The organism is Paramesorhizobium endophyticum, assembly GCF_014640615.1.
Classification (GTDB): Bacteria; Pseudomonadota; Alphaproteobacteria; order Rhizobiales; family Rhizobiaceae; genus Paramesorhizobium; species Paramesorhizobium endophyticum.
On sequence record NZ_BMHH01000038.1, the window covers coordinates 1 to 19,825 of the forward strand.

Here is a 19,825-nt window from a genome sequence, read left to right on the forward strand (position 1 = left end):
CGCCAGCACATTCTTAGGTGCTGTCCAACTCGTCGCTGCGTTCATAACCCTCAAATGACGACACGCGCTAGGTGTGTGTGTGTTCGAGCCTGCTGTAACGCGCGTAGGTTCCTCCGAGGCCTTGCGTCCAATCTAGGGTGGACGTTTTCCCGAAGCGACCATTCTGGCCCAACTGGCCGACTGTATTCAATGTAGAATGATGGTATTGCAGCGGCAACCTTTCGCCAAAGACCAACACCAAATATTCTGAGCCAAGGGTTTAGTAGCCAAGGAGGCACTGTCCATACCCCGCTCCATAGTAGAACTACAGCTGACTTTAGACGCGGCCCGCTCCAATTTCGCTAAATGCAGCTGCCACGAGCTGAAACGTTTGGCAAATCTCAAGCACTTCGTCGGGAAGGAAGTGAAGAGTGCTTCCAACCGCCACTCTATTCTCACGATCTTGCAGTTCAAATATCGCGGCTGAAACGCCATGAATGTGGTGCCCGCGAACGAGAGCGCCCATCGGGCCCTGGATATCAACGAGTCGACTCGGGGGGCCCTCCGCTAGGGCTGTCTTTGCTACGAGCCAGCGGACAACCAATTCGGATCCATCCGTCGCATCCGGCAGATCCACGATCCCCGCGCGATGCGCCAAGCAGTTTCGAGCACGGTTATAGCCAGTTAGCAGGATTATCCACTCCGGAGCGACGGAGAACTCAGCAGCAAGGATGGTGAGTTGGTCCTCAATCCCTCGCCGTTCAAACCGGCTCGGTGTTACAGCAAACGTTCGTCCGGGGGCCTTCATGACGGCATCTCTATAGACCTCCATCAAGAATATCGAGAAGTGTTCAACCAGATCACGCAGAACTGCAGAGGCAGCCCATCTCTGGAACTCGCCATGAAGCAGCCTGCTATCTGCGGTCCGGATGTTCTCGAAATGGAACTCCGCCTTTCCAATGGTGAGCTTGTGATCGGCGTTACTTGGCATCGCCTTCAAGCAAGCGATATAGTGAAAAGCCGCTAACTGGATGGCACTCTGCATCTTGTCCAGCGGACGTGATTGCGTCGCCATCCCTAATCCCCTGCAGGTTAGTTGAACTTGGTTCTGAAAGGCCGGTCTGTAGTGGTCGGTGCAACAGCCCCCCGATGCCTGAAACCGCACGCGTGTAGCCTAACATCCTTCTAGCTTCCGCTCCACACGGTACAATAGTCACAAAGCGAACATTGTGACGAACCCTATGGCGAGGATTCCGCCTAGAACAAAGAAGTACCATAGGCTTCTTCTCGGTCATCCAGGAATAATGACCCGTGGCCACGGCTCTCCCTTAGAGATGTCCGGATGGCGAGGCTCAGTTGCTAACATTCCCTCTTCATCGCGGGTCGCATCTACAATGTCTAGGCAACGCGCCGCAAAACTAGAAACTTCCGAGTCACAAGCCAGGATAAGGGAAAACAGGCCGGCACGAAGGCGCGACGTGTCGCGTCGAAACACTTCATAATGGATCTGAGAGCCGTTGAGGCTGACCTTGTCATGAGTTAGATCATCCAGAGTTCTGTGAAGGCGCTTCTCGAGGACTGAACGCCCTGTGTTGTCTTGGGCAAGCAATAGAAAGAGCTTTGGGTCGTTGACCGTTGCGAGGATTTCTCCAAGAAGCGCTTTCCCAGGACTTGGCGGCGCCTCCTTGAACCGCGTCACTGCGAGTTCGAGATTTTCAGGAGAAAGTCGCTGAACAACCTGCTCGGGCAGCCGATGACTCATCGCATCGAGGCCTCGTCGAGAGCCAATCTGGCCATTCGCAATTTCGAGCAGGATGTCTATGAGAACGTTGGGCGGCTGCTTGAGGAGCGCAAGATGCAACTCATACTGGTTCGCTAGGTCGGGAAACCGCTTAATCAGTTCACGTATCAAACTGGGAGCTTCCGTTCCCGCGATGACGGCTACCGAGTCGAGCATGTCACGAATGCGCCAATGTTGAACCCTGATGGACCCTGGGAGGATTTCCAGAGCAGCAATCATGTCCTCGGGTCGATCTGAAAAAGGAAAAAGCTCGATCCACCTGAGTAGACCGTCGGCATCCTGATCGCTCAACCAGGTCCGGTCTTTTACTTCGGCGACCGCGGCGGAGAGCGCCTTCATGAGATCAGTTGATCGGACTGTGATGCCGCCCATCACCATGCGACTCAGCAGATCATACGCGCTGGAGGGCGAAAGTGCTCCGGCAAGAATGCGGTCCAGCGCTTGCGACTTGTCTCCGTGAGGCATCAGCACCGCTGAGCCGGCCATGTTCGCGGCCCGCATCAGGTCTTTAGGGTCTCCGCTTTCAAGGAGCGCACCTACGATCTTGAAGATCGCCTCGGCGAAAGCTGTCGTTGCCTCCGGAGCAGTTTCGCGCGCCTGTCGCTGGGCAGCGGCAGCGCCAGCATCTGGCCACTTTCCAAGCCTAGCCTCCTCTTCGCGACCGTTTTCGTTACGCCAAATGAGCATGAGCCCTACGGCTGCTTGGGGGCCAAAATACTGATCAGTCAGATGCGCTGTCAGTACGCGTGCGGCTTCATCCGTGCCTACGGCCACGAGCGCGTCACGATATGCCCATTCGTGCAGCGTACGTATCTCATGGAGCGCATCTCTGTCATTCCTGTTGGCCCAAAATGCGTCGTGCGCCCGCGAATATACCTGCTGGTCGCGCTCCAGCATGCGAGCCAGATAGACCGCGTGGGTCGGATCCGGAAGCCGTCGCATCACCCCAGCGACATCGGCTAGGTGGCTGCGCGTGGCCGCTGGAGAGGCCAGCAGTGTCTCTGCCCATAGTTGCAGCGTCCGCGTGATCTTGGCTCGGGCTTCGGTAGTTAAGGACGGTGCGTTCCTATCGTTATCCCTTCCGTGCGCGCCGATCAGCCGGCAAAGTCGGCTGATCTCGTCCGGGCCGATTTCTCGATTGAACCGAGCGACCGCGTCAAAGAAGGACGAACCTGGCGTCAGCGCCAAGACCGCTTCAAGGTCGCGAGTAGGTTGGTAAGTCGCTTGTGATCGATCTCCCTGCTGAATGAATGCGGCATAGTTAGACAGATATTGGAGACAAAGCTCGTGGGTTGTGTCCAGGCCAGCAATGAGTGCCGCCCCTTTCGCTGCGGGCTCATGCGGTGTCTGCAGTAAAACTCGTACACGATCGGAGTCTCGTGCCGCGCTGTCGCGTACATACTCGTGTGCATGCGATGGTATTTCCATTGCCCCCTCGATGCGCGCCACCAATGTCGCTTCGAGGATCTCAGGAAATTCGCGAGCTACTTCGAAAAGGCTATTTCGTGCCGCGTCCGATCTGAAATTGAATGCCGGGTCCGACAGCAAATCGGCGATAACTTTGGCCTTCTCGCCCTTAGGCATGGTCCGCGGTATGCGGGCCAAACGCATATCTGGAGCCTCTATCACCTCCCACTGTGCCCGCTGGGCGTCCGCTAGTTTGGCGAGCAGTTCAGAATCCGAGACATCGTCATAGTAACCTGTCGTCGCGACGGCCGCGATGACCTCCGCTGAGGAGCTCCGAAGCAGCTCCTCAGCCTGTCGAACAGCAGCGCGAAAGATCAGAGATTCGACTACATGTTGGCGCACGGCAACGCTGTCGTCCGCGAGAGCGAACTTCATAGCGATGTCGATGCCAGCACTACCCCCGTTGTCGATCAGCTCGCCCAGCAGCGACGATCGGATCTCTTCCGGAAGTTCTGTGTACTCAGTGTCGATGCGATCGCCTAGAACCGCCGGGTAAAAGCGACCTGCGATGCGCAGGGAACTGAGCTGGATTTGATGATCGGCGCTCGTCACCAGAGGCCATACCACGTCGCTAAACTCGGGACGGCCCGTCGTGATCATAAATGCGAGCGCCCGATCAGGAAGCCCAGGTTTGTGCCATGCCTTCGTGAACGCGAGTACCTTATCGGCCACGAGGGTCCATGTTGCTTGCGAGCTGCGCCGTATGATGGTTGCCGCGAAGATTGGATCGATCTGCAGCAGCACCTCAACGATCGCGGCAACGAGGACATCCCCAGCACTGCCATTTCGAGACAACCGCTCACACGCGAAGAGGACGGCCTCACCCCACACCGGGTCATTGAGCCGCTTGACGACAAATGGCGCCGATAGGCTCAACGGCAACGCCGAATTCTGAAGCTCGCGTTCTACGTCGAAGGACGCGTACCATTCCTGAAACTGCTGATGTTGAAACGATACGTTTCCGGCGGGATCGCGCTCGAGAGCGTGTGTGGCGACAAGCACGTCGAGGACTTCAGCAGGGTTGGGCGGCATTTGCACGACGTACGTTTGCACTAGGTCGTGGTTGATCTTGCCGATGGCCTGCTGGGCCGAATGGGTAGCGATTGCCGGGCTGCCGTGTTCTTGGGCCGTAACAGCCAAACCGGTTAGATACGATTGCTGATTACCGAACAAGCGGCGCTCCAGGGTCTCTGCCCGTGCCGCATCGGTCTCATGCTCATTGACGAAGCGGCGCAAGACCTCCTCCCGTGTCTCAGGAAGTTGGCCGTCCGGTGATAGCTTTAGTAGCACGGAGAGATACAACGGAATGCCGACAAGGTCCCGTAGGCCCGGCGTGCGCCATGCTCTGTCGAGAACATTCAACCCCACCTCACCGGTTAGGCCTGCCGCGAGTTCCTTCTGTTGACCTTCGGACAAGGGAAGAACGACGATACGGCGCGGGTCTCGAAGGGGAACATCGACGGCCTGCCGACGCGTACTCATTAGGATGCCCAATAACGGAAAATCGCGGCGGAGACCGTCCAGCTCGATGATAAGACGTCGCCTTGCATCGGCAGGTACCTCGTTCCATCCATCGAGCAACAGTGTGAGTTGTCCGTGATAGGCGAGAAATTTCAGATGCTCCGCTCGAATGCCAACAAACGAGTTCCTATTCACCGTCCAGGCAAACAGATCATCGCGCGCTTCAGCCCACTCCTTCAGAGGTATGAATACGGGAGCTACCGGGCCGTCTAAGAGGCACTGTCCCGCTTGGACAAGCGTGGTGGTCTTCCCCATCCCCGGAGGAGCGATCAAGACGATTTCCTGCGCCGCCTGGAGCAGTTGCCCTAGTTGTGAGGTATCAAAACGGGCCGACGACGACGCATGCCCCTCGGCGCTCATGGTCAATTGTATGGCATGACGAGGCCAGCCCGGCATCCGTTGGAAGCCATCGAGATGGAGCTTAGCGCCAGACATCACTCTGAGCCGAACGGTATCGAGGTCGCTTGCCTGCGGTAGACGGAGTTCGGCCACGACGTGCCGCAGTTCTTCGATCAGTTCGCCCTGAGCGCCATAGACACGCGCTTCACCACCGGTTCCGGTCAGTTGGTCGAACGCCCGCTGCTCGGCTTCGCGCTTCCACTCGCGGAGTGTTTCGACCGTGAACTCTTGCGCGTCGTGGTCGATCTGGTGCGCATGATTTTGGCAAAGCCAGATGCCGTTGTCGAAGGACCTCCGTTCCTCCGGCGTTTGCAAGGGGTCATAGCGCGCGCCCCCTTCCGAGGCCGCCTTGATGTGAGCTGCTACGCCGACGCTCACGAAGCCCCGCTCCCCCATGCGAGGACCTAATGTTGGCCGACCGCACTTGGAACAGAGCCAGCCAACGCGCTGTGCTAGCAGGTGCTTTACGGGCGCTGGGAAATCATCACGGCTCGGCTTCTTGGCTGGCGCCGTTACTTTTGAAGAATTGCGCGCCGTCATTGCCCAAACGCAGCTCCAACGGGACTGATCGATATGAGAACCGGTAGGCCCGAGTAGTTCGTCCACATGGTCACGCTACCAGACAAGGATCGCATCAACTGTTGGGCAGCTTCGGAACCGAAGGTCGCGGTCGCAGGAACAGTGCGCCTCCCGAAAACGGCGGCCTTACCTACGGGCGCTTTGTCGGTAACCGCGTGGTTAGTAAAATGGTTGCTCATGTGCGGCTTCCCCTATCGGTCGCAACTTAGCCACTCTTCGCGACGCTGCAAATCATCGTTTTATTGTTTGGGAAAGCGCTGTCGGTCAATTATGCACCGACTCTCATGTGTTCCTATTCACTCTCGATCCGATAACGGCGTGGCCCTACAATCCCATCGCCCGCTTGCGGCCGAAGCTCCAATCGATGCCGCCATCATTGCGGGCGACGCCGGAAACGTGCTTGCCGATCTGGTTTTCGAGCGAAGGACTCCACGGAACGAGCTGGAAGCCGAGGCCGTCATCGATCATGGCGAAGCGACCGGAGGCGAGAGCGAAACGTTGGCGGTAGGTGCCGGCGACATATTCACCACTGCCGATGCGGTTGAACGGCTGCCCCGTTTCGGCGGCGAGCTTTTCGCCAAGCGCATCCAACTCGCGACGGCGCAAGGTGTCGATGAGTTTGCGGGTGAACACCACGCCGTGCCCCTGTCGCTCGGTGAGACCCTGCTCGACCAGATGGTTGGCGCGCCGTTCCATGGCTTGCTGCACCTCGGCGCCGAAGCCGCCATCGGAAAGCGACAGCGGTTCTCTGGCAACCGCTTGCCGGTCGAGCCAAGTCGCGCCCGATGCAGTCACCTGTCGGCCGATGTCGAGATCGGAGCGGACGGCAAGTGCGACACGGCGCCGGCCGCGTGCGTCATCGTATTTGCGCAACTCGACAATAGAACCGGAGGCGCCGTCGCCCGCCGCGTCGAGATCGGGTAGCTTGATGTGGTGAGTGCGGCCATCAACCCCATCCACCACGGCATAAGCCGTGCCCTTCAGTTCGTCGTCGAGACCGCGTTCGACCAGCCGACCGACGATAGGCTCATCCAGGCTTTCGCTCGCCAGCACATAGCCCGCTGACCCCCGCTCGATGCCGCGTTCCGTCAGGGCCTTGTGCATCCGCTTGATAATGTCGCCGCGCTCGCCGAGTTCGCGCAGCACTGTCTCAGCTTCGGGCTTGATGAGCCACTGCGAATGCCCGACCTGTCCGGCTAGCCCAAGGATTTCCAGTTTCCGAAGTCGCCCAACCTTCAGGGCATGAAATTCGTCGGGCGGGGCGGTCGGATCGCGGCGCGAGATCGATGATCCCGGTTTCTCGCGCATCGCGGACGAGCTGACGGTCGAGCTGGGTCCAGCGTTCCGCTTCGATCTGGCGCTCCAGCGAGCGGCGAATGTCGAGGTCGGTGCGTGGCCCCAGTTCCTGGGTGATGAGATCACGCGCCCGGTCTCGCATCCCTTCCTTGATGTAGTCGCGCGAGATGACGAGATCCTGTCCATCGTCGCGGACACCGCGCACGATCAGATGGACATGCGGATGCTCGGTGTTCCAATGGTCCACGGCCACCCACTCGAGCCGGGTGCCGAGATCCTTCTCCATCTGGCTGACAAGATCGCGGGTGAAGGATTTTAGGTCGGCCATTTCCAGCGCGTCATCCGGCGAAACGATGAACCGGAAATGATGCCGGTCATCCTGGCACCGCTCGGCGAAGGCACCGGCATCGGCATTTTCAGTACCGGGCCCGAACAGGCGGGCCTTCTCCCCGTCTCGGGTCACGCCTTCCCGGCGCAGATAATTGAGATGGGCGCCGAGCGGCGCGGTACGCGCCGAATTGCGAACGACGCGCGCCTTGACGACGGCGCCACGCGAACGGGAGGAGATCAGCCGATTGGCCTGGATGCTGGCGCGCTGGCCGTGACCAAAGCGCGAGCGGTTGTCGGGAACGACGCGGCCGGAGCGCGATACGCCACCGCCGGCCTTCTTCGCCGCAGCGAGCGCCTGCGCAATGAAGGGCCGCGACGATTGCGCCCGCGTGGAACGGATGCGCCCCGGACGGACGCGGAACTCGCGCTCATCGACCATCGCGTTGCCCCGCAATGTTTAAAAAATCTCGCAGAAAAAAGGCCTTGAAGCGGTTGCGCACATTGCGGCAGAGCCAGGCAATGTGCGGAGCGCACCTGAAATCCCAGCAAAAACAACGACGCGACCGCCGCGCAATGTGCGCCGTTTTATCCTGCCATCGTCCGGTTGCTGGTCCCGCTTCCACTCCTGGCACCCTCCATGATGCGCGCGAGCACGACGGGATGCGAAACAGGCGATTGACGGTCATTGCGGGCCCTCCCCCGCGCGCCGGGTGAGAAAAATGGGAGTCGCCTGCGACCCGGCAACGCTGTTAGTCTGGACCGGAACGAGAGGTGGCAGGCCGGTTGGCGAACGACCGGCGGCAGGTGGGCGGTCGCCCGCGCGCGCCACGAAGAGCGGCGCTTCGCGCCAATCGGTCGGTTGCCAGAGTGCGGTTCGCGGTTCGTCGAACGGCACAGCGCTGCCCAGAGCGGGTGCGAGCAAAGCGACATAGGCACGTGTTTCGACCGGCAGGGAACGACCAGTTGCGAGGTATTCCTCATACCGCGCCGGCCCAGCATTGTAGGCAGCGAGCATGGCTGGAACGGTGCCGTAGCGATCGAGCATCTCGCGCAGATAGGCGGTGCCTGCGATGATGTTGTCGCGCGGATCGAAAGGATCGCTGCCCAGGCCATAACGGGCGCGCAGTTCGGCCCATGTCTTGGGCAGGATCTGCATCAGCCCGAGCGCACCGGCGGACGACACGGCGCGCGCATCGTCATTGCTTTCGGCCCGCTTCACCGCGACGATCCACTCCTGCGGGATGCCGAAGCGCTGCGACGCCTCGGCGATATGCGCGGCATAGGAATCGCCAGCCGCAACCCGCATCGCCGGTGGCGTCTGCGCTAAAACCGGAAGCGTCGCGAACGCGGCGGAGGGCAGCCCGGAAAGGAGAAGAAGGACAGCGCTATGCCGGACGGAAGATAGCCGACACGCTACGGAGCGACGAATTCGGCGCACGCTCAATCCTCTCTGCGTGGTTTGGCGGGCCGGTTCATATGCAAGCCCCAGAGGGACCCGTCGCTGCCGAATTTGAAAAGATTGGCGCGTAACGGCTTAGCGGAGAGCGGGCTGTCGATCTCGATCAAAACATACTCGCCGGCGCGGCCGCCAATATGCGTCCAGCCAGCGCCGATGTAGAAGCCCTCCTCGTCACCGAGCAGAATGCGATAAGTCGGGGCGTTCTCGGAATTCGATGGCTCGGCAGGAACGAAGTTGATTTCCGCCTCGATGCCGAGCGCTTTGAGCTGCCCTGAGAAGCCGGATTGCGTACGTCTAAATTGGCCGATCTGAGCCACGGTGGCCTCCTTTGGATTTGCGGTGAGGACGGGCTGGGCACGCCGTCACCGCGTCGGCGCGCGCCAGACGAAGCGGCCATCACCGTCTTCGTCGGTGTAGAGAGGAGTTGCCCGGCCGATGACTGCCGAAGCCGGAAGCGGTCCGAAATAGCGACCGTCGAGGCTGTCGCGGACTTCCGGATTCATGAGGAAAAGCTCGCCAGTCGCGATGGTGCGGCAGCCCCGCCAGATCGGGAGCGGACGGCCGAGGCGATCACGTTCCAGCGCATCCCCCATCTCGATACCGTCAATGGTTATGACGTGATCGATCCGGCAAACCTGCTGTCCCGGCAATCCCAGAATACGCTTCAACATCGGCGTGCCGCGGCTGACATAGCCGCGCTTCGCCATGAAGTCAGTGAGCGGTGCGGGCAGCCGGACGGCGACCAATTCAGGCACCTCGAACCGGTCAGCCGGTGCGATAGTGTAGAGCCCGACCGGCGCGCTGGCGGTGGCGTTCCAGATGAGCTTGGGCGGCGTCGGAATGAACGCGGCGACGGCAACGCTCATCGCCGCGAAATACGTCACCATGGCATAGCCGAAGCGGGTCACCGTCCGGTTCCCCGCCGCTTGAGCCACGCCTGATGGCGCTCGACGGTGTATGCTCGCGGCGTCTCACCGGCGCGCATCCGGTGGGCGACGTGGCGCCAGTGATCGGGCGCGACATCGCAGGCATCGATGCCGGCGCGCTCCACGGCGTCGATGTGGTGAAGAACGGCTTCGACCTTTGGCCAGCCTTCGATCTTCAGAAGGATTTCGCCACCAGGACGCACGAAGGGCAGCGTCTGGTAGGCTTCGCCCGGCTCGACAGCGCGCACGATGTCGATACGCGACATAACCGTGCCGAAATCGTTGGCGGCCCAGCGGACGAACGCAAAGATGCTGTTCGGCCGGAAAGAGACGACACGCCTGCGGCGGTCGAGGATTTCCACATGCGCCTCTCGGCCGAATCTGATCCAGAATTCGATCTTCTTCTCGATCCAGGTCAGTTCGACATATGTCATGTTGTCGGTGGAACGTACGGACGGCAACAGGCCGCCGCGCAAGCGGGAAGCCGCGTTGCCGGTCATGGGTGGTCTCCTTCGGTCGGGGGAAATTCACGCGCGAGCAGTTCGCGCAGCATGTCGGCGACGGTGGTGCCGCGCCGGAAAGCGGTCACCTTGATACGGCCGCGCAGCTCCGGCGTCACGTCGATGGTAAGCCGTGCGGTGTAACCGCCCACTTCTCCATCGCGCCGCGGTACATCGGCAGCCTTGATCCAATGCTTGGGATCGGCGGGTCGGGCAGCGAAACCTTTGCGGGCGGGACGCTCATTCATGACGCGGCGCTCCCGCCCAAGGCCAGAGCGGAGGCGATGCGGGCGCGAGCCTTCATCGCCATGTCGACGTCAATCTCACAGCCGAGATAGCGCCGGCCGGAGAGCCGGCAGGCTTCACCGGCTGCGCCCGATCCGGCGAACCAGTCGCCGACAAGGCCGCCTTCTGGGCAGCTTGTTCTGATCAGAATTTCAAGAAGGGCCGATGGTTTCTCGGTCGGGTGGATGGCGCGGCCATCGCAATTGCGTACATGGATGACCGAGCGCATGAGCCGCAGTCCGCCGTCATGGCTGACATAGTGGCCGGCATCGATATGACCGGTGTGCGGTGGCCGCTGCTTGCGCCGCACGCTCCGCGCCGTCGCATCTGGTGTGGTCTGGACATCGTTGTAGATGTCTCGCCAAGGCGTCTCGGCGGGGTAAAACTGAACGGCCAGCTCATGTACTCGTTTGAAACGGTCCGTATGAAAGCTGCTGCCGTTCTGCTTTTCCCAGACGATCTCCTGCGCCAGCCGGAACCCTGCATCGGCGAACTGGTCGGCGGTCACCATGAAGTGGCGCAGCGAGCCGAACACCCAGAGCGATCCGGTCGACCGCAGTGCTGTGCGGGCGAGCGCGATCCAGCCATCGACGCGGCGATCCCAGGCGAGCGACGTTTCGCCGTAAGGGGGATCAGCCAGGATCATGTCGAAAGGGCCGCGCGTCGGCATGATTTCGCGGCAATCGCCGGTGAGGATCGTCATGATGCGGTCCTCCCGATTCCAAGACGCCCGATTTCAGCGGCCAGCGCCGCGATTTCGCGGGCGGCTGGCGTATCGTGATCGAGTTCGCTGACAAGGCGGCCGGACTGCGCAGCCGCCGCGAAGGCGATGCGCTGGCCGATAGTGCTGGAGAGCACCGGCGGATCGTGATCGGCCAGCGTTTCGGCGGTTTCGCGGGCGAGCACAGTGCGGGCGCCGCAGCGGTTCAAGACAAAGCGCGCATGAAGGTCGGGCCGATATATCCGCGCTTCGCGCAGAAGCGCGAGCATCTCGGCCGAGGCCCAGCCGTCGAGCGGCGAAGGTTGCACCGGGATTAGCACCAGATCGGCGGCGAGCAGGGCCGAACGCATCAGCCCGGCGACGCGCGGCGGGCCGTCAATCACCACATGATCCGCGCCTCGCGCCAGTTCGGGCGCTTCACGGTGGAGCGTATCGCGCGCCAGGCCGATGACGCCGAACAGACGCGGAAGGCCTTCATGTTCGCGCTGCTGTGACCAGTCGAGCGCCGAGCCCTGCGGGTCCGCGTCAATCAGGGTGACGCGCTTTCCTCGCGCGGCCCATTCACCAGCGAGGTTCAGCGCCAGCGTTGTCTTGCCGACACCGCCTTTCTGGTTGAGGAAAGCCACGATCATCGTGACCCTCCCGACCGGTTGTCGAGAGGAAGCTGGGGCGTTTCAAAATCAACGGAAGCAGACGTGCCGACGCGATCAGGATCTGATCGGGACGGTGATGGCGCGCCCTTCTCCGAGGCTATACCGAGGCTTGTAGCTGCGCCGCGGACGAGGTTTTCCACATCGCGCCCGCGCTCTTCAATGTTAGATTCTTTGTTAGAATCTAAGTTAAGGGCGCGATTTCGTGTTTGATTTCCGCAGGTTAACCCGTATTTGGGTTCCTGATAGCACGAGCCTCGGGTTCCCGATAGCACGTGAGTACGGGTTCCTGATAGCACGAGGCCGTCCACAGGCTTTCCACAAGGCCGCGCGGGTTCGAAGGCAAGCAGCATTCGCCCGCCGATCTCGCTTTCCAGGAAGAGCGTGTAACCGGGCAACGGCTGACGACGGATGATGTCGCGCAATTCGAAGGCGAAGCGCTTGAATGGTGACAGGCTGCCGGATTTCTGGTGAAGATGACGGAAGTCGAAACGCCAGCCATCGCGCTGGCGGCCGCCATGTTTGCGGACCAGCCGGTAAAGCCAGCGGTCCAATCCTCCGGTTAGCTCGAAATAAGCGCGATCGATGGTGAGCACGAGCGCATCGTCGAGAACGGCCTTATAGAACCAGTCCGGCACGATCAGCTCTATACCTTCCGGGCAACCGTTGCGGTCAGCGCGCTCCTGCCACTCATTGATCCAGGAGAAACGATGGCGGCGTCCTTCGACCTGCTGGCGGATCGAGGTGGAAACCGTGGTGGACTGCAGCCGATCGAGTGCGGCCTTCAGGCGCTGATAGTCGCGTGAGCTGGTGCCTCGTCCGACATAGGTGAGGATTTCGTAAGGGGTGGCCGCCATCAGCCGGGAGGTGCGAAGCCCGGCGTCTCGGGCTTCCACGATCTGGCTCGCTGCCCAGATCAGGATGTCGGCATCCCAGATGGTCGCCATGCCGTGATCGGGAACGGCTTCGACCCGGATCGAGACGTTACCGGCGACGAAATCGATCGGTGTGATGCGGTGGGATTTTGAAAGGGAGAAGAAGGGATAGGCCATGAGATCCTGCGCGTCTCTTGGTGCGAAGTCGCCGGGGAGCGCACGAAACAAGTCAAGCTGTCCGCGCTCCGAGGGGGGGCGATGCCGCGCCGCCATGGTGGAGAACCTGCCGATCAGCGCGCGTAGCGGCCCGGCTGGGGCACTGCGGGGAGCGTCTGACGCTTCGCCGGTAGCACCTTCCCGCGTGGATCGGAGGTCGAAGTGACAGCGCCGCTGGCTGCCCATGCCTGCAAGTCATCGACGGCATAGACAACGCGCCCACCGAGCTTGCGATAGGATGGGCCAGTGCCATAGGTCCGGTGCTTTTCGAGCGTACGGGCAGACAAGCTCAGAAATTCAGCGGCTTCCTTGGTGCGCAGGTAACGTGGCGGCAAACCGGTGAGATTTGGTCGCATGGATCGGTCTCCGTAAGATTCGTTGCTGTCGCTTGCGATCAGCGACTGACGAAAATCACGATGGCGTAGGGAAACCGGCGGGATGCAGCGCGAAATTGGCAGGGCCTAAAATCCCACACCATGCCCGGCATCAGGGACGGCGGCGATGACGGAGCAATTTGCGGTATCCGCCCGAAACCATGGTTTTGGCATCCCGCAAAAGCGACGTCACGGCATGACGGACGGAAGATGCCTGCCATTCGTCTCGGCCAAGCCGGCCGGTCCTGAAAATGATGTGAGCGATTTCCTGTTGGGTCGCACCCGAACGACGGCCATCGAACGCCTGTAACATTCGTCGCGCACGCGCCTTCTGCTGAGCGGTAAGGCGCGTGTCGGGAGGTATTGCGCTACCATGGATGGCGGAGAGGAGGCGTCCGACAGATTCGAGGCGGCCAAATCCGTCCAGGCCAAGCGGCACCAATGCGACCAGAGGTGCGTCATTATCGGTTCGAATGTCATAGTGAAGAAGTTGGAGACGCTCACCGTTGCCAAGATCGTAAAACAGGTCACCGCTGGCCTCGCTGCCATCGACGCGAGGTAAGATATCAAGATTTCGCGGTGAGCGAATGGTGTTGTTCAGATAGGCTGGTGCCGCTGTAATGATGATGGCGCTCGTGTCCTCATGCGGCATCCACAGAACAGGTGCCTCCGGCGGTGCGTTGCGAGGATCAATGGCGAAATCGCAACCCCCATTGCTGCCTGATCGTCTCCGTCAGCTTTTCCTTTTCGGTTTCGGCGTGGGAGAGAAGCTCGAAATCCCGGAGGTAATTTTCATTGCGCCGCAGCCATTCCCAAGCAAGGTCGGATGCGGTCAGCTTTTCCACGTGCTCGTAATTCGCAGAAGAGCGCCAGTCTGGTATATCCGCTGCCATCACGGTCTTCCTCCCCTCCATCGAAACCGACCATGGGAAGATTCACGCGCAGGTTCCCTTGCGGAAGTTGTTTTGTCAGCCAAGAGTGATGCTCAGGGAGCATCACTCCGATATGCGCCGCTGGCTTTTGCGCACCAGATCGCGATAGCCTTGCTCGGACATCCAACGTGCCCGAGCAAGATGACTTTCGTAAATATGCTGGCAACGCTCTGGATCACGTTCGGCATCCAAGCCGAAGAGAATTCGAACAGCTTCCCGCCAATCTGCACCTTCACGCGCGGAATCGAGGAGCCGAAGATAAAGAACCATGTGCTCACCGTCATAGGCAGTGAGCGTCTGGCTTGTCGGCGGTTCGTCCAGAAATGTGGAGGTCAATTGTCCCATCTGCGTTACTCTATGAGCATTTGTGGTTCACTGAGCTGCTTCTATAAAACGGGTGTGGAACAGCAGGAACATGGGAAACATGCTTCGGGGATGTTCGATCCCTTCACGCGGCGATTACATAATATAGTTGATAAACTTATAGTATGTAAACTGCCATCGCTTGCACATGGATATGCGCAAGCTGGTTGGCCGGAACTTCGCCCGCCTGCGTCGGGAGAAGAACCTGACGCAGGAAGAGATCGAAGCACGTTCCGGTTTCAGCCAACAGTATCTGAGTGGTCTGGAACGTGGACGGAGGAATCCGACCGTTATCACGCTGTATGAATTGGCGCAGGCGCTCGGGGTGAGCCATGTCGAGCTCGTCAAGCCCGACGATCAGAATTAAACAGCCAGGAATGCTGGGGGACCAAAGGGCACTGCCAATGATGCCTTTCCCAATATAAGGGTGATTACGCGGACGCACCTTGCGTGCGCAGGCGAGTTTCTCCGTTCGAGCGTAGTCGAGGGCGGCCGTGCCTATCGTCGCGGGCAACGGATTTAGCGATATTCAGGAAATGCCTGACGGCGGGATTTCTATTGCTATGTGCCCAAACGGCCTTGAACGACAGGTAGGGATCGCTGACGGCAAGCGGGCGATAAACAATATTCGGGAAGATTGCCGAGGTGTTCGCCTCGGTCACAAGGGTGAATCCGTGTTTCAGCCCCACAAGGCTCATAAGCGTTTCGCGCCCGGTCATGCAGAGCGTTGCGCGGGATATGGCAACTCCCGCGCCAACCCCTTTGAGGAACGCGAAGATTTCCGAGCCAAACTCGCGTTCGCTCAGCATGAGCCGTTCAGTGCTCAGGCTTTCTGGTGAGATCGAGGAACACCTCGCCAAAGGGTGTGCTTTGGGGCACGCGACGAACAGACGCTCTTTCCAAAGGTCGATCGCATGGCAATGGGGAGCGTCGACGGAACCGGCGAGAAAGGCAATGTCGAGTTGGTTTGCCAGAAGAGCAGCGATATGATCCTCGACATTGCCTTCCAATATTTCCTGCTGCACGCCTCCGCGCGTCTCGCCAAACCGTTGCAATATTTCGGCAAGGCACCCATTTCCCAGAGACGACCGCAAGCCGATCCGGATCGTATTGCCCGATGCTGCTGTTACCAGTTCCGCTGCGCTTCTGATCTGGTCCAGGCCGCGCCTGATGTTCTCGACAAATATCTTCCCCTGGTCGGTAAGGCTGACGCCGGAATGGCTGCGAATAAAAAGCGGCGTTCCAAGCCGGATTTCGAGATCGCGGATATGGCGGCTGATAGCCGATTGTTCGACGTGGAGCGAGGCCGCGGCTTTACGGAAGCTCCCGTGTTCCGCGGCCGAAATCAGATATCGCAATTGCCGAAAATCCATATGGCACATCGTATTGTCATTCCGATAATTGTTCCTGCCGGTGGGCCGCAGAAACGGGCTTTCCGAAATGGGGCAACACCTCTTCTGCGAGTTCCGCTATCACCTCGGGCAACGGGCGGCGGCACGGACGCAGCAACAGTGCAAGGTGATTGACCCCTGCTCTCTCCAAAGCTCGGAGAAGCTCGATCAGGGGATTTCGCCCTGTCCGGGCACCGAAGCGGCGGGGTGTCGGGTTTTCATCCGGATCGTCGGCAAGATCGAGATGGAATGCGCTGATAAAGACGCCGTCATCGAGACCGAGCATGCGCCGTGCGTGCCGCCATCCTGCGGCTTGCTGGGCGAGAGCCTCGATATTATTGGGATAGACGAACCGGCCATCCATGTTTTGTGCAATCCAGTCGGGCGATTGCTGTCCCTGCCCGGCAATAATCATCGGAACAGCGGATTGATAAGGCGCCGGCAATAAGGCGAGAGACGGGTGTCGCCTGCCCTCGCCCAAGGGTAGACCGCCGGGCGTCCATGCTTCGCGCATATATTCGACGGCTTGCCGAAAAAGCTTCCCGCGTTCTTCAAAGTCGATCCCGAGCAAGGGATATTCGACCGGGCGATCACCTGAAGCGACGCCCAGAATCAGCCGCCCTCCGGCGAGGCGGTCAGCAGACGCAACCGCCTTTGCCAGCATCATGGGATGGCGCAAGGGGAGCACGATGGCAGCAGTCCCCAGCGCGACATTCCTGGTGAGCCCAGCCAGAAATCCAAGATTGACGAATGGATCGTAGACCGAGCCGGCATCGCCGAAGTTGAGCGGATCGAACACCGGAACATCGCGCATCCAAATGGCGGCGAAGCCCGAGCGGTCCACCTGGGTGACAAGGTCGGGATAGGCGGAAAGATCCGGCACACCGAAAGGACGGCCATCCGCTTTGCGGCGAGCCTCGCCTTCAGGAGACCAATCATTGTCGAGCGGCAGTTCGATGCCGATAGTCAGGCCATCCCGACGGCGGATCAGATCAAGTGCGGTTGGGGAACGGTCAGTAGCCATGACCACCTCCCTGGAGCTCCGGACCGGCATTTGCGGCCATCGCCCTTTCCCGCCGGTCGAGCAGCCCACTCCAGACGGTGAGACCGAGAGCGACAGTCACCAGCAGAGCGCCGACCCAAGGCGTCGCTCCAAGGCCGAGCCGCGAGTCTACGACCATGCCACCGACAGCGGCGCTCAGGGCGATGCCGAGGTTGGCGGCAGCGATATTGAGGGCAGATGCAACATCGACGCCGCCGGGACGGTGCTTTTGCGCAAGCTGCACGACGTAGAGGTGCAGGCCGGGAACATTGCAGAAGGACAAGCCCCCGAGCAGGGCCAGCGTAAGGACGGTTCCAATCAAGGAGCCGGCTGTCAGCGTGAATGCCGCCAGCGCGACCGCCTGCAAAGCGAACATGATGATGAGGACGGGAACCGGGTCACGATCCGCCACGCGCCCGCCGATGATATTGCCCGCGATAACCGACGCCCCGTAAAGGAACATCATGATTCCGATCTGGTTCGGAGCAACGCCGGTGATGTTTTCCAGGATCGACGCGAGATAGGTGAACGCGACGAAGGTTCCGCCATAGCCGAAGAGGTTCATGCCGAAGGCCATCAACAGCCGCCCGCTTCCCAACACCCGTGCCTGATCAGCGAGTGTGCCCGGCGTCTGGACTTTTATGGAGCGCGGAAGAAGGGCGAACATGGCAAGGAGAGAGACGAGGCCCAAGCCGGTCACCGCCCAGAAGGATGCACGCCATCCCAGGGCTTGCCCCAGCATAGTGCCGAGCGGGACGCCGGTAGCAATGGCGATGGTGAGACCGGAAAAGACAATGGCGATAGCCGATGCCCTGCGGTTTTCCGGGACCATGCTGGCGGCAATGGTCGCCCCAATGGCAAAGAACACGCCATGCGCAAAGGCGGTCATGATCCGGGCGATGAGCAAAATCTCATAGTTCGGGCTGATCGCCGCGACCATGTTGCCAAGAGTAAACAATGTCATCAGCCCGAGGAGAAGCGGCCGCCGGGCAATATGTCCAGTTAGCGCCGTGAGGACAGGTGCGCCGATTGTCGCGCCAAGGGCGTAGACGCTCACGATAAGCCCGGCCATCGGCAGGGTGATGCCCAGATCGTGAGCAACGTTCGGCATGATGCCGACCGTCAGGAATTCGGTAGTTCCGATTGCGAAGGCACTGATTGCCAGTGCGAAAAGAGCTGGGTGCATTGTCGTTATCCCATTGTTCGTCTCGATAGATTTCTGGTTTCGGGCGGCAGAAACGCCGCAAACGGTGATGGAAAATGTATTGCCTCGTAATTCCGGCGTTAATCGCGTATATTGAAAATGGATCGGTGAATTAATTTCATGATTGGAGCGTCGGATGAACAACCGCGCCGGCGAGATGGAAGTGTTTGTTGAGGTCGCGGAGCAGGCGAGCTTCGCTGCCGCCGCCCGACGGCTTCACCTCTCGCCGTCGGCAGTCAGCAAGGTGATCAGCCGCATCGAGGAGCGGCTCGGTACCGGCTTGCTGGTGCGTTCAACCCGCTCCTTACGCCTTACCCAGGAGGGTGAAGTCTATCTGAAGCATGCGCGTGATATTCTCACCCAGATCGATGAGGCCGAGCGCACGATAACGTCAGGAGCATGCGCGACGCCGCGCGGCAGGCTGCGCGTGAATGCGTCGGTGCCAATCGCCAATTGCTGGGTGACGCCGTTTCTTCCTGAATTCCTCGAGAAATATCCCGAGATCGAATTGGATTTCTCGCTGACCGACGCCCTGATCGACCTCATCGAGGACAGAACGGACGTTGCCATCCGCGTGGGTCCGCTGCGCGATTCAAGTCTGAAGGCGCGCAAACTGCGGGAAAGCCGCTATGTCGTGGTTGCCGCCCCGCAATATCTCGCCCGTCGCGGTATTCCGCAGAGGCCCACGGATCTCACCAATCATAATTGCCTGGCTTTCAATTTCCGGCGCAGCATGGATGAATGGCCTTTCCAGGACCACTCCGCCACACCAATCCGATCCATTCCCATCCGCGGGAATATCCAGGTCAATAATGGCGAGACCGCTCGCCAACTGACGGTAGCAGGCCTCGGTATCGCCCGTCTTGCCCGCTTCCATGTGCAGTCGGATATCGACGCCGGACGTCTGGTCCCGATATTGGAGGAATTCAACCCTGGCGACACCGAACTGATCCATGCGGTGTTTGTCGGGCATGAACAACTCGTCGCGCGGGTCAGGGCTTTCGTCGATTTTCTGGCGGAGCGCATGGGCGCAAGCAGCTGAAAGCCGAAACCGCCCTTGGCGCCAGCTATCGGCTGGAACTCTCTCCCCCCTCCCCCGTTTCGCTCCCACCACGGCGCACCTCTCGCTCTATTCAGGGCTTTCATCCTGCAAAAGAGGCAGCAAGCAAATCCACCTTCGTTGAAAAGTTCAACAATGTTGAACTTTTTGCGCCGGGCATTGGCAATTTCCGCTTTGCGATTAACCGTTGAATGGTCGCGTGCTAATCAATCCTACGTTCGCACCAGGCGGACGACAACAAATCGAGTGCTAGTCAGAACAACATCCTTCCCCGTTCAACTACATAGGGAACGCGGCGTTACTTGGGGATTGGTGAAAGTCCATTCCCGAGAAGGAAAGATGCGTTCAAGCGGGCGAAGCCTGTTTAACCCTTTTGGATGGACTATCATGTTCGCGGTAGGGACGTCCATTACTGGACGCCCCCCGCACAGATCCCCGCAAGCGGCTTGCCCGCA

The 19,825-nt window shown here is 60.1% G+C and carries 19 protein-coding genes and 1 pseudogene; 2 read left to right on the plus strand and 18 right to left on the minus strand.

Annotated features, from left to right (window positions below; translation table 11 throughout):
- Positions 1–316: 316 nt before the first annotated feature.
- From IEX53_RS22430 to IEX53_RS22500, 15 genes and pseudogenes are all read right to left on the minus strand, one after another.
- A complete protein-coding gene (locus tag IEX53_RS22430) occupies positions 317–1,054 on the minus strand; it encodes a hypothetical protein (RefSeq protein ID WP_188826404.1) in 738 nt (245 codons plus the stop codon).
- A gap of 216 nt (positions 1,055–1,270) precedes the next feature.
- A complete protein-coding gene (locus IEX53_RS22435; protein WP_188826405.1) occupies positions 1,271–5,545 on the minus strand; it encodes an NACHT domain-containing protein in 4,275 nt (1,424 codons plus the stop codon).
- Positions 5,546–6,070: 525 nt separating this feature from the next.
- A pseudogene (locus tag IEX53_RS22440) lies at positions 6,071–7,811 on the minus strand (relaxase/mobilization nuclease domain-containing protein).
- Between the two features lie 243 nt (positions 7,812–8,054).
- Positions 8,055–8,678: a lytic transglycosylase domain-containing protein gene (locus IEX53_RS22445; protein WP_188826406.1), complete on the minus strand. Its 624-nt coding sequence runs from the start codon at positions 8,676–8,678 to the stop codon at positions 8,055–8,057.
- Between the two features lie 134 nt (positions 8,679–8,812).
- Complete coding sequence (locus IEX53_RS22450; protein ID WP_188826407.1) at positions 8,813–9,148, minus strand: DUF736 domain-containing protein; 336 nt, start codon at positions 9,146–9,148, stop codon at positions 8,813–8,815.
- Positions 9,149–9,193: 45 nt separating this feature from the next.
- Entirely contained in the window at positions 9,194–9,739 is a 546-nt protein-coding gene (locus IEX53_RS22455) for a S26 family signal peptidase (RefSeq protein ID WP_188826408.1), read from the minus strand.
- Entirely contained in the window at positions 9,736–10,257 is a 522-nt protein-coding gene (locus IEX53_RS22460; RefSeq protein WP_188826409.1) for a DUF2840 domain-containing protein, read from the minus strand. The genes IEX53_RS22455 and IEX53_RS22460 overlap by 4 nt, the downstream gene beginning before the upstream one ends.
- A complete protein-coding gene (locus IEX53_RS22465) occupies positions 10,254–10,505 on the minus strand; it encodes a ribbon-helix-helix protein (RefSeq protein WP_188826410.1) in 252 nt (83 codons plus the stop codon). The genes IEX53_RS22460 and IEX53_RS22465 overlap by 4 nt, the downstream gene beginning before the upstream one ends.
- Entirely contained in the window at positions 10,502–11,245 is a 744-nt protein-coding gene (locus tag IEX53_RS22470; RefSeq protein WP_188826411.1) for a DNA-methyltransferase, read from the minus strand. Before IEX53_RS22470 ends, IEX53_RS22465 begins: the two co-directional genes overlap by 4 nt.
- Positions 11,242–11,895, minus strand: a complete 654-nt coding sequence (parA, locus tag IEX53_RS22475) for a ParA family partition ATPase (RefSeq protein WP_188826412.1) — start codon at positions 11,893–11,895, stop codon at positions 11,242–11,244. The genes IEX53_RS22470 and parA overlap by 4 nt, the downstream gene beginning before the upstream one ends.
- On the minus strand, positions 11,892–13,061 hold the full coding sequence (locus tag IEX53_RS22480; protein WP_188826413.1) for a replication initiator protein A: 1,170 nt from the start codon (positions 13,059–13,061) through the stop codon (positions 11,892–11,894). The genes parA and IEX53_RS22480 overlap by 4 nt, the downstream gene beginning before the upstream one ends.
- Positions 13,062–13,078: 17 nt before the next feature.
- Entirely contained in the window at positions 13,079–13,360 is a 282-nt protein-coding gene (locus IEX53_RS22485; RefSeq protein WP_188826414.1) for a helix-turn-helix transcriptional regulator, read from the minus strand.
- Positions 13,361–13,490: 130 nt separating this feature from the next.
- Positions 13,491–14,030, minus strand: a complete 540-nt coding sequence (locus IEX53_RS22490) for a DUF2285 domain-containing protein (RefSeq protein ID WP_188826415.1) — start codon at positions 14,028–14,030, stop codon at positions 13,491–13,493.
- A 37-nt stretch (positions 14,031–14,067) separates the two neighbouring features.
- A complete protein-coding gene (locus IEX53_RS22495; protein WP_188826416.1) occupies positions 14,068–14,271 on the minus strand; it encodes a transcriptional regulator domain-containing protein in 204 nt (67 codons plus the stop codon).
- Positions 14,272–14,373: 102 nt separating this feature from the next.
- Positions 14,374–14,655, minus strand: a complete 282-nt coding sequence (locus tag IEX53_RS22500; protein WP_188826417.1) for a DNA -binding domain-containing protein — start codon at positions 14,653–14,655, stop codon at positions 14,374–14,376.
- 166 nt (positions 14,656–14,821) lie between these two features.
- Here IEX53_RS22500 and IEX53_RS22505 point away from each other — a divergent pair, with 166 nt between their 5' ends.
- Complete coding sequence (locus tag IEX53_RS22505; RefSeq protein ID WP_188826418.1) at positions 14,822–15,040, plus strand: helix-turn-helix domain-containing protein; 219 nt, start codon at positions 14,822–14,824, stop codon at positions 15,038–15,040.
- A 64-nt stretch (positions 15,041–15,104) separates the two neighbouring features.
- Here the strand turns inward: IEX53_RS22505 and IEX53_RS22510 are convergent, their stop codons facing one another.
- From IEX53_RS22510 to IEX53_RS22520, 3 genes are read right to left on the minus strand one after another with little or no spacing between them, the layout of a single operon-like run.
- Entirely contained in the window at positions 15,105–16,055 is a 951-nt protein-coding gene (locus IEX53_RS22510) for a LysR family transcriptional regulator (protein WP_308429166.1), read from the minus strand.
- A gap of 7 nt (positions 16,056–16,062) precedes the next feature.
- A complete protein-coding gene (locus IEX53_RS22515) occupies positions 16,063–17,088 on the minus strand; it encodes an LLM class oxidoreductase (protein WP_188826420.1) in 1,026 nt (341 codons plus the stop codon).
- Positions 17,078–18,292, minus strand: coding sequence for an MFS transporter (locus tag IEX53_RS22520; RefSeq protein WP_188826421.1), 1,215 nt, complete (start codon positions 18,290–18,292; stop codon positions 17,078–17,080). The genes IEX53_RS22515 and IEX53_RS22520 overlap by 11 nt, the downstream gene beginning before the upstream one ends.
- A 154-nt stretch (positions 18,293–18,446) precedes the next feature.
- Here IEX53_RS22520 and IEX53_RS22525 point away from each other — a divergent pair, with 154 nt between their 5' ends.
- Entirely contained in the window at positions 18,447–19,352 is a 906-nt protein-coding gene (locus IEX53_RS22525) for a LysR substrate-binding domain-containing protein (RefSeq protein ID WP_188826422.1), read from the plus strand.
- Positions 19,353–19,825: the final 473 nt, after the last annotated feature.

Bases quoted from the DNA above. Each gene is read 5' to 3' on its own strand.
- IEX53_RS22515 (WP_188826420.1), bottom strand. From the start codon at position 17,088: ATGGCTACTGACCGTTCCCCAACCGCACTTGATCTGATCCGCCGTCGG.
- IEX53_RS22460 (WP_188826409.1), bottom strand. From the start codon at position 10,257: ATGACCGGCAACGCGGCTTCCCGCTTGCGCGGCGGCCTGTTGCCGTCC.
- IEX53_RS22520 (WP_188826421.1), bottom strand. From the start codon at position 18,292: ATGCACCCAGCTCTTTTCGCACTGGCAATCAGTGCCTTCGCAATCGGA.
- IEX53_RS22510 (WP_308429166.1), bottom strand. From the start codon at position 16,055: ATGTGCCATATGGATTTTCGGCAATTGCGATATCTGATTTCGGCCGCG.
- IEX53_RS22500 (WP_188826417.1), bottom strand. From the start codon at position 14,655: ATGGGACAATTGACCTCCACATTTCTGGACGAACCGCCGACAAGCCAG.
- IEX53_RS22470 (WP_188826411.1), bottom strand. From the start codon at position 11,245: ATGACGATCCTCACCGGCGATTGCCGCGAAATCATGCCGACGCGCGGC.
- IEX53_RS22480 (WP_188826413.1), bottom strand. From the start codon at position 13,061: ATGGCGGCGCGGCATCGCCCCCCCTCGGAGCGCGGACAGCTTGACTTG.
- IEX53_RS22485 (WP_188826414.1), bottom strand. From the start codon at position 13,360: ATGCGACCAAATCTCACCGGTTTGCCGCCACGTTACCTGCGCACCAAG.
- IEX53_RS22505 (WP_188826418.1), top strand. From the start codon at position 14,822: ATGGATATGCGCAAGCTGGTTGGCCGGAACTTCGCCCGCCTGCGTCGG.
- IEX53_RS22495 (WP_188826416.1), bottom strand. From the start codon at position 14,271: ATGGCAGCGGATATACCAGACTGGCGCTCTTCTGCGAATTACGAGCAC.
- IEX53_RS22430 (WP_188826404.1), bottom strand. From the start codon at position 1,054: ATGGCGACGCAATCACGTCCGCTGGACAAGATGCAGAGTGCCATCCAG.
- IEX53_RS22465 (WP_188826410.1), bottom strand. From the start codon at position 10,505: ATGAATGAGCGTCCCGCCCGCAAAGGTTTCGCTGCCCGACCCGCCGAT.
- IEX53_RS22490 (WP_188826415.1), bottom strand. From the start codon at position 14,030: ATGCCGCATGAGGACACGAGCGCCATCATCATTACAGCGGCACCAGCC.
- IEX53_RS22445 (WP_188826406.1), bottom strand. From the start codon at position 8,678: ATGCGGGTTGCGGCTGGCGATTCCTATGCCGCGCATATCGCCGAGGCG.
- IEX53_RS22525 (WP_188826422.1), top strand. From the start codon at position 18,447: ATGAACAACCGCGCCGGCGAGATGGAAGTGTTTGTTGAGGTCGCGGAG.
- parA (WP_188826412.1), bottom strand. From the start codon at position 11,895: ATGATCGTGGCTTTCCTCAACCAGAAAGGCGGTGTCGGCAAGACAACG.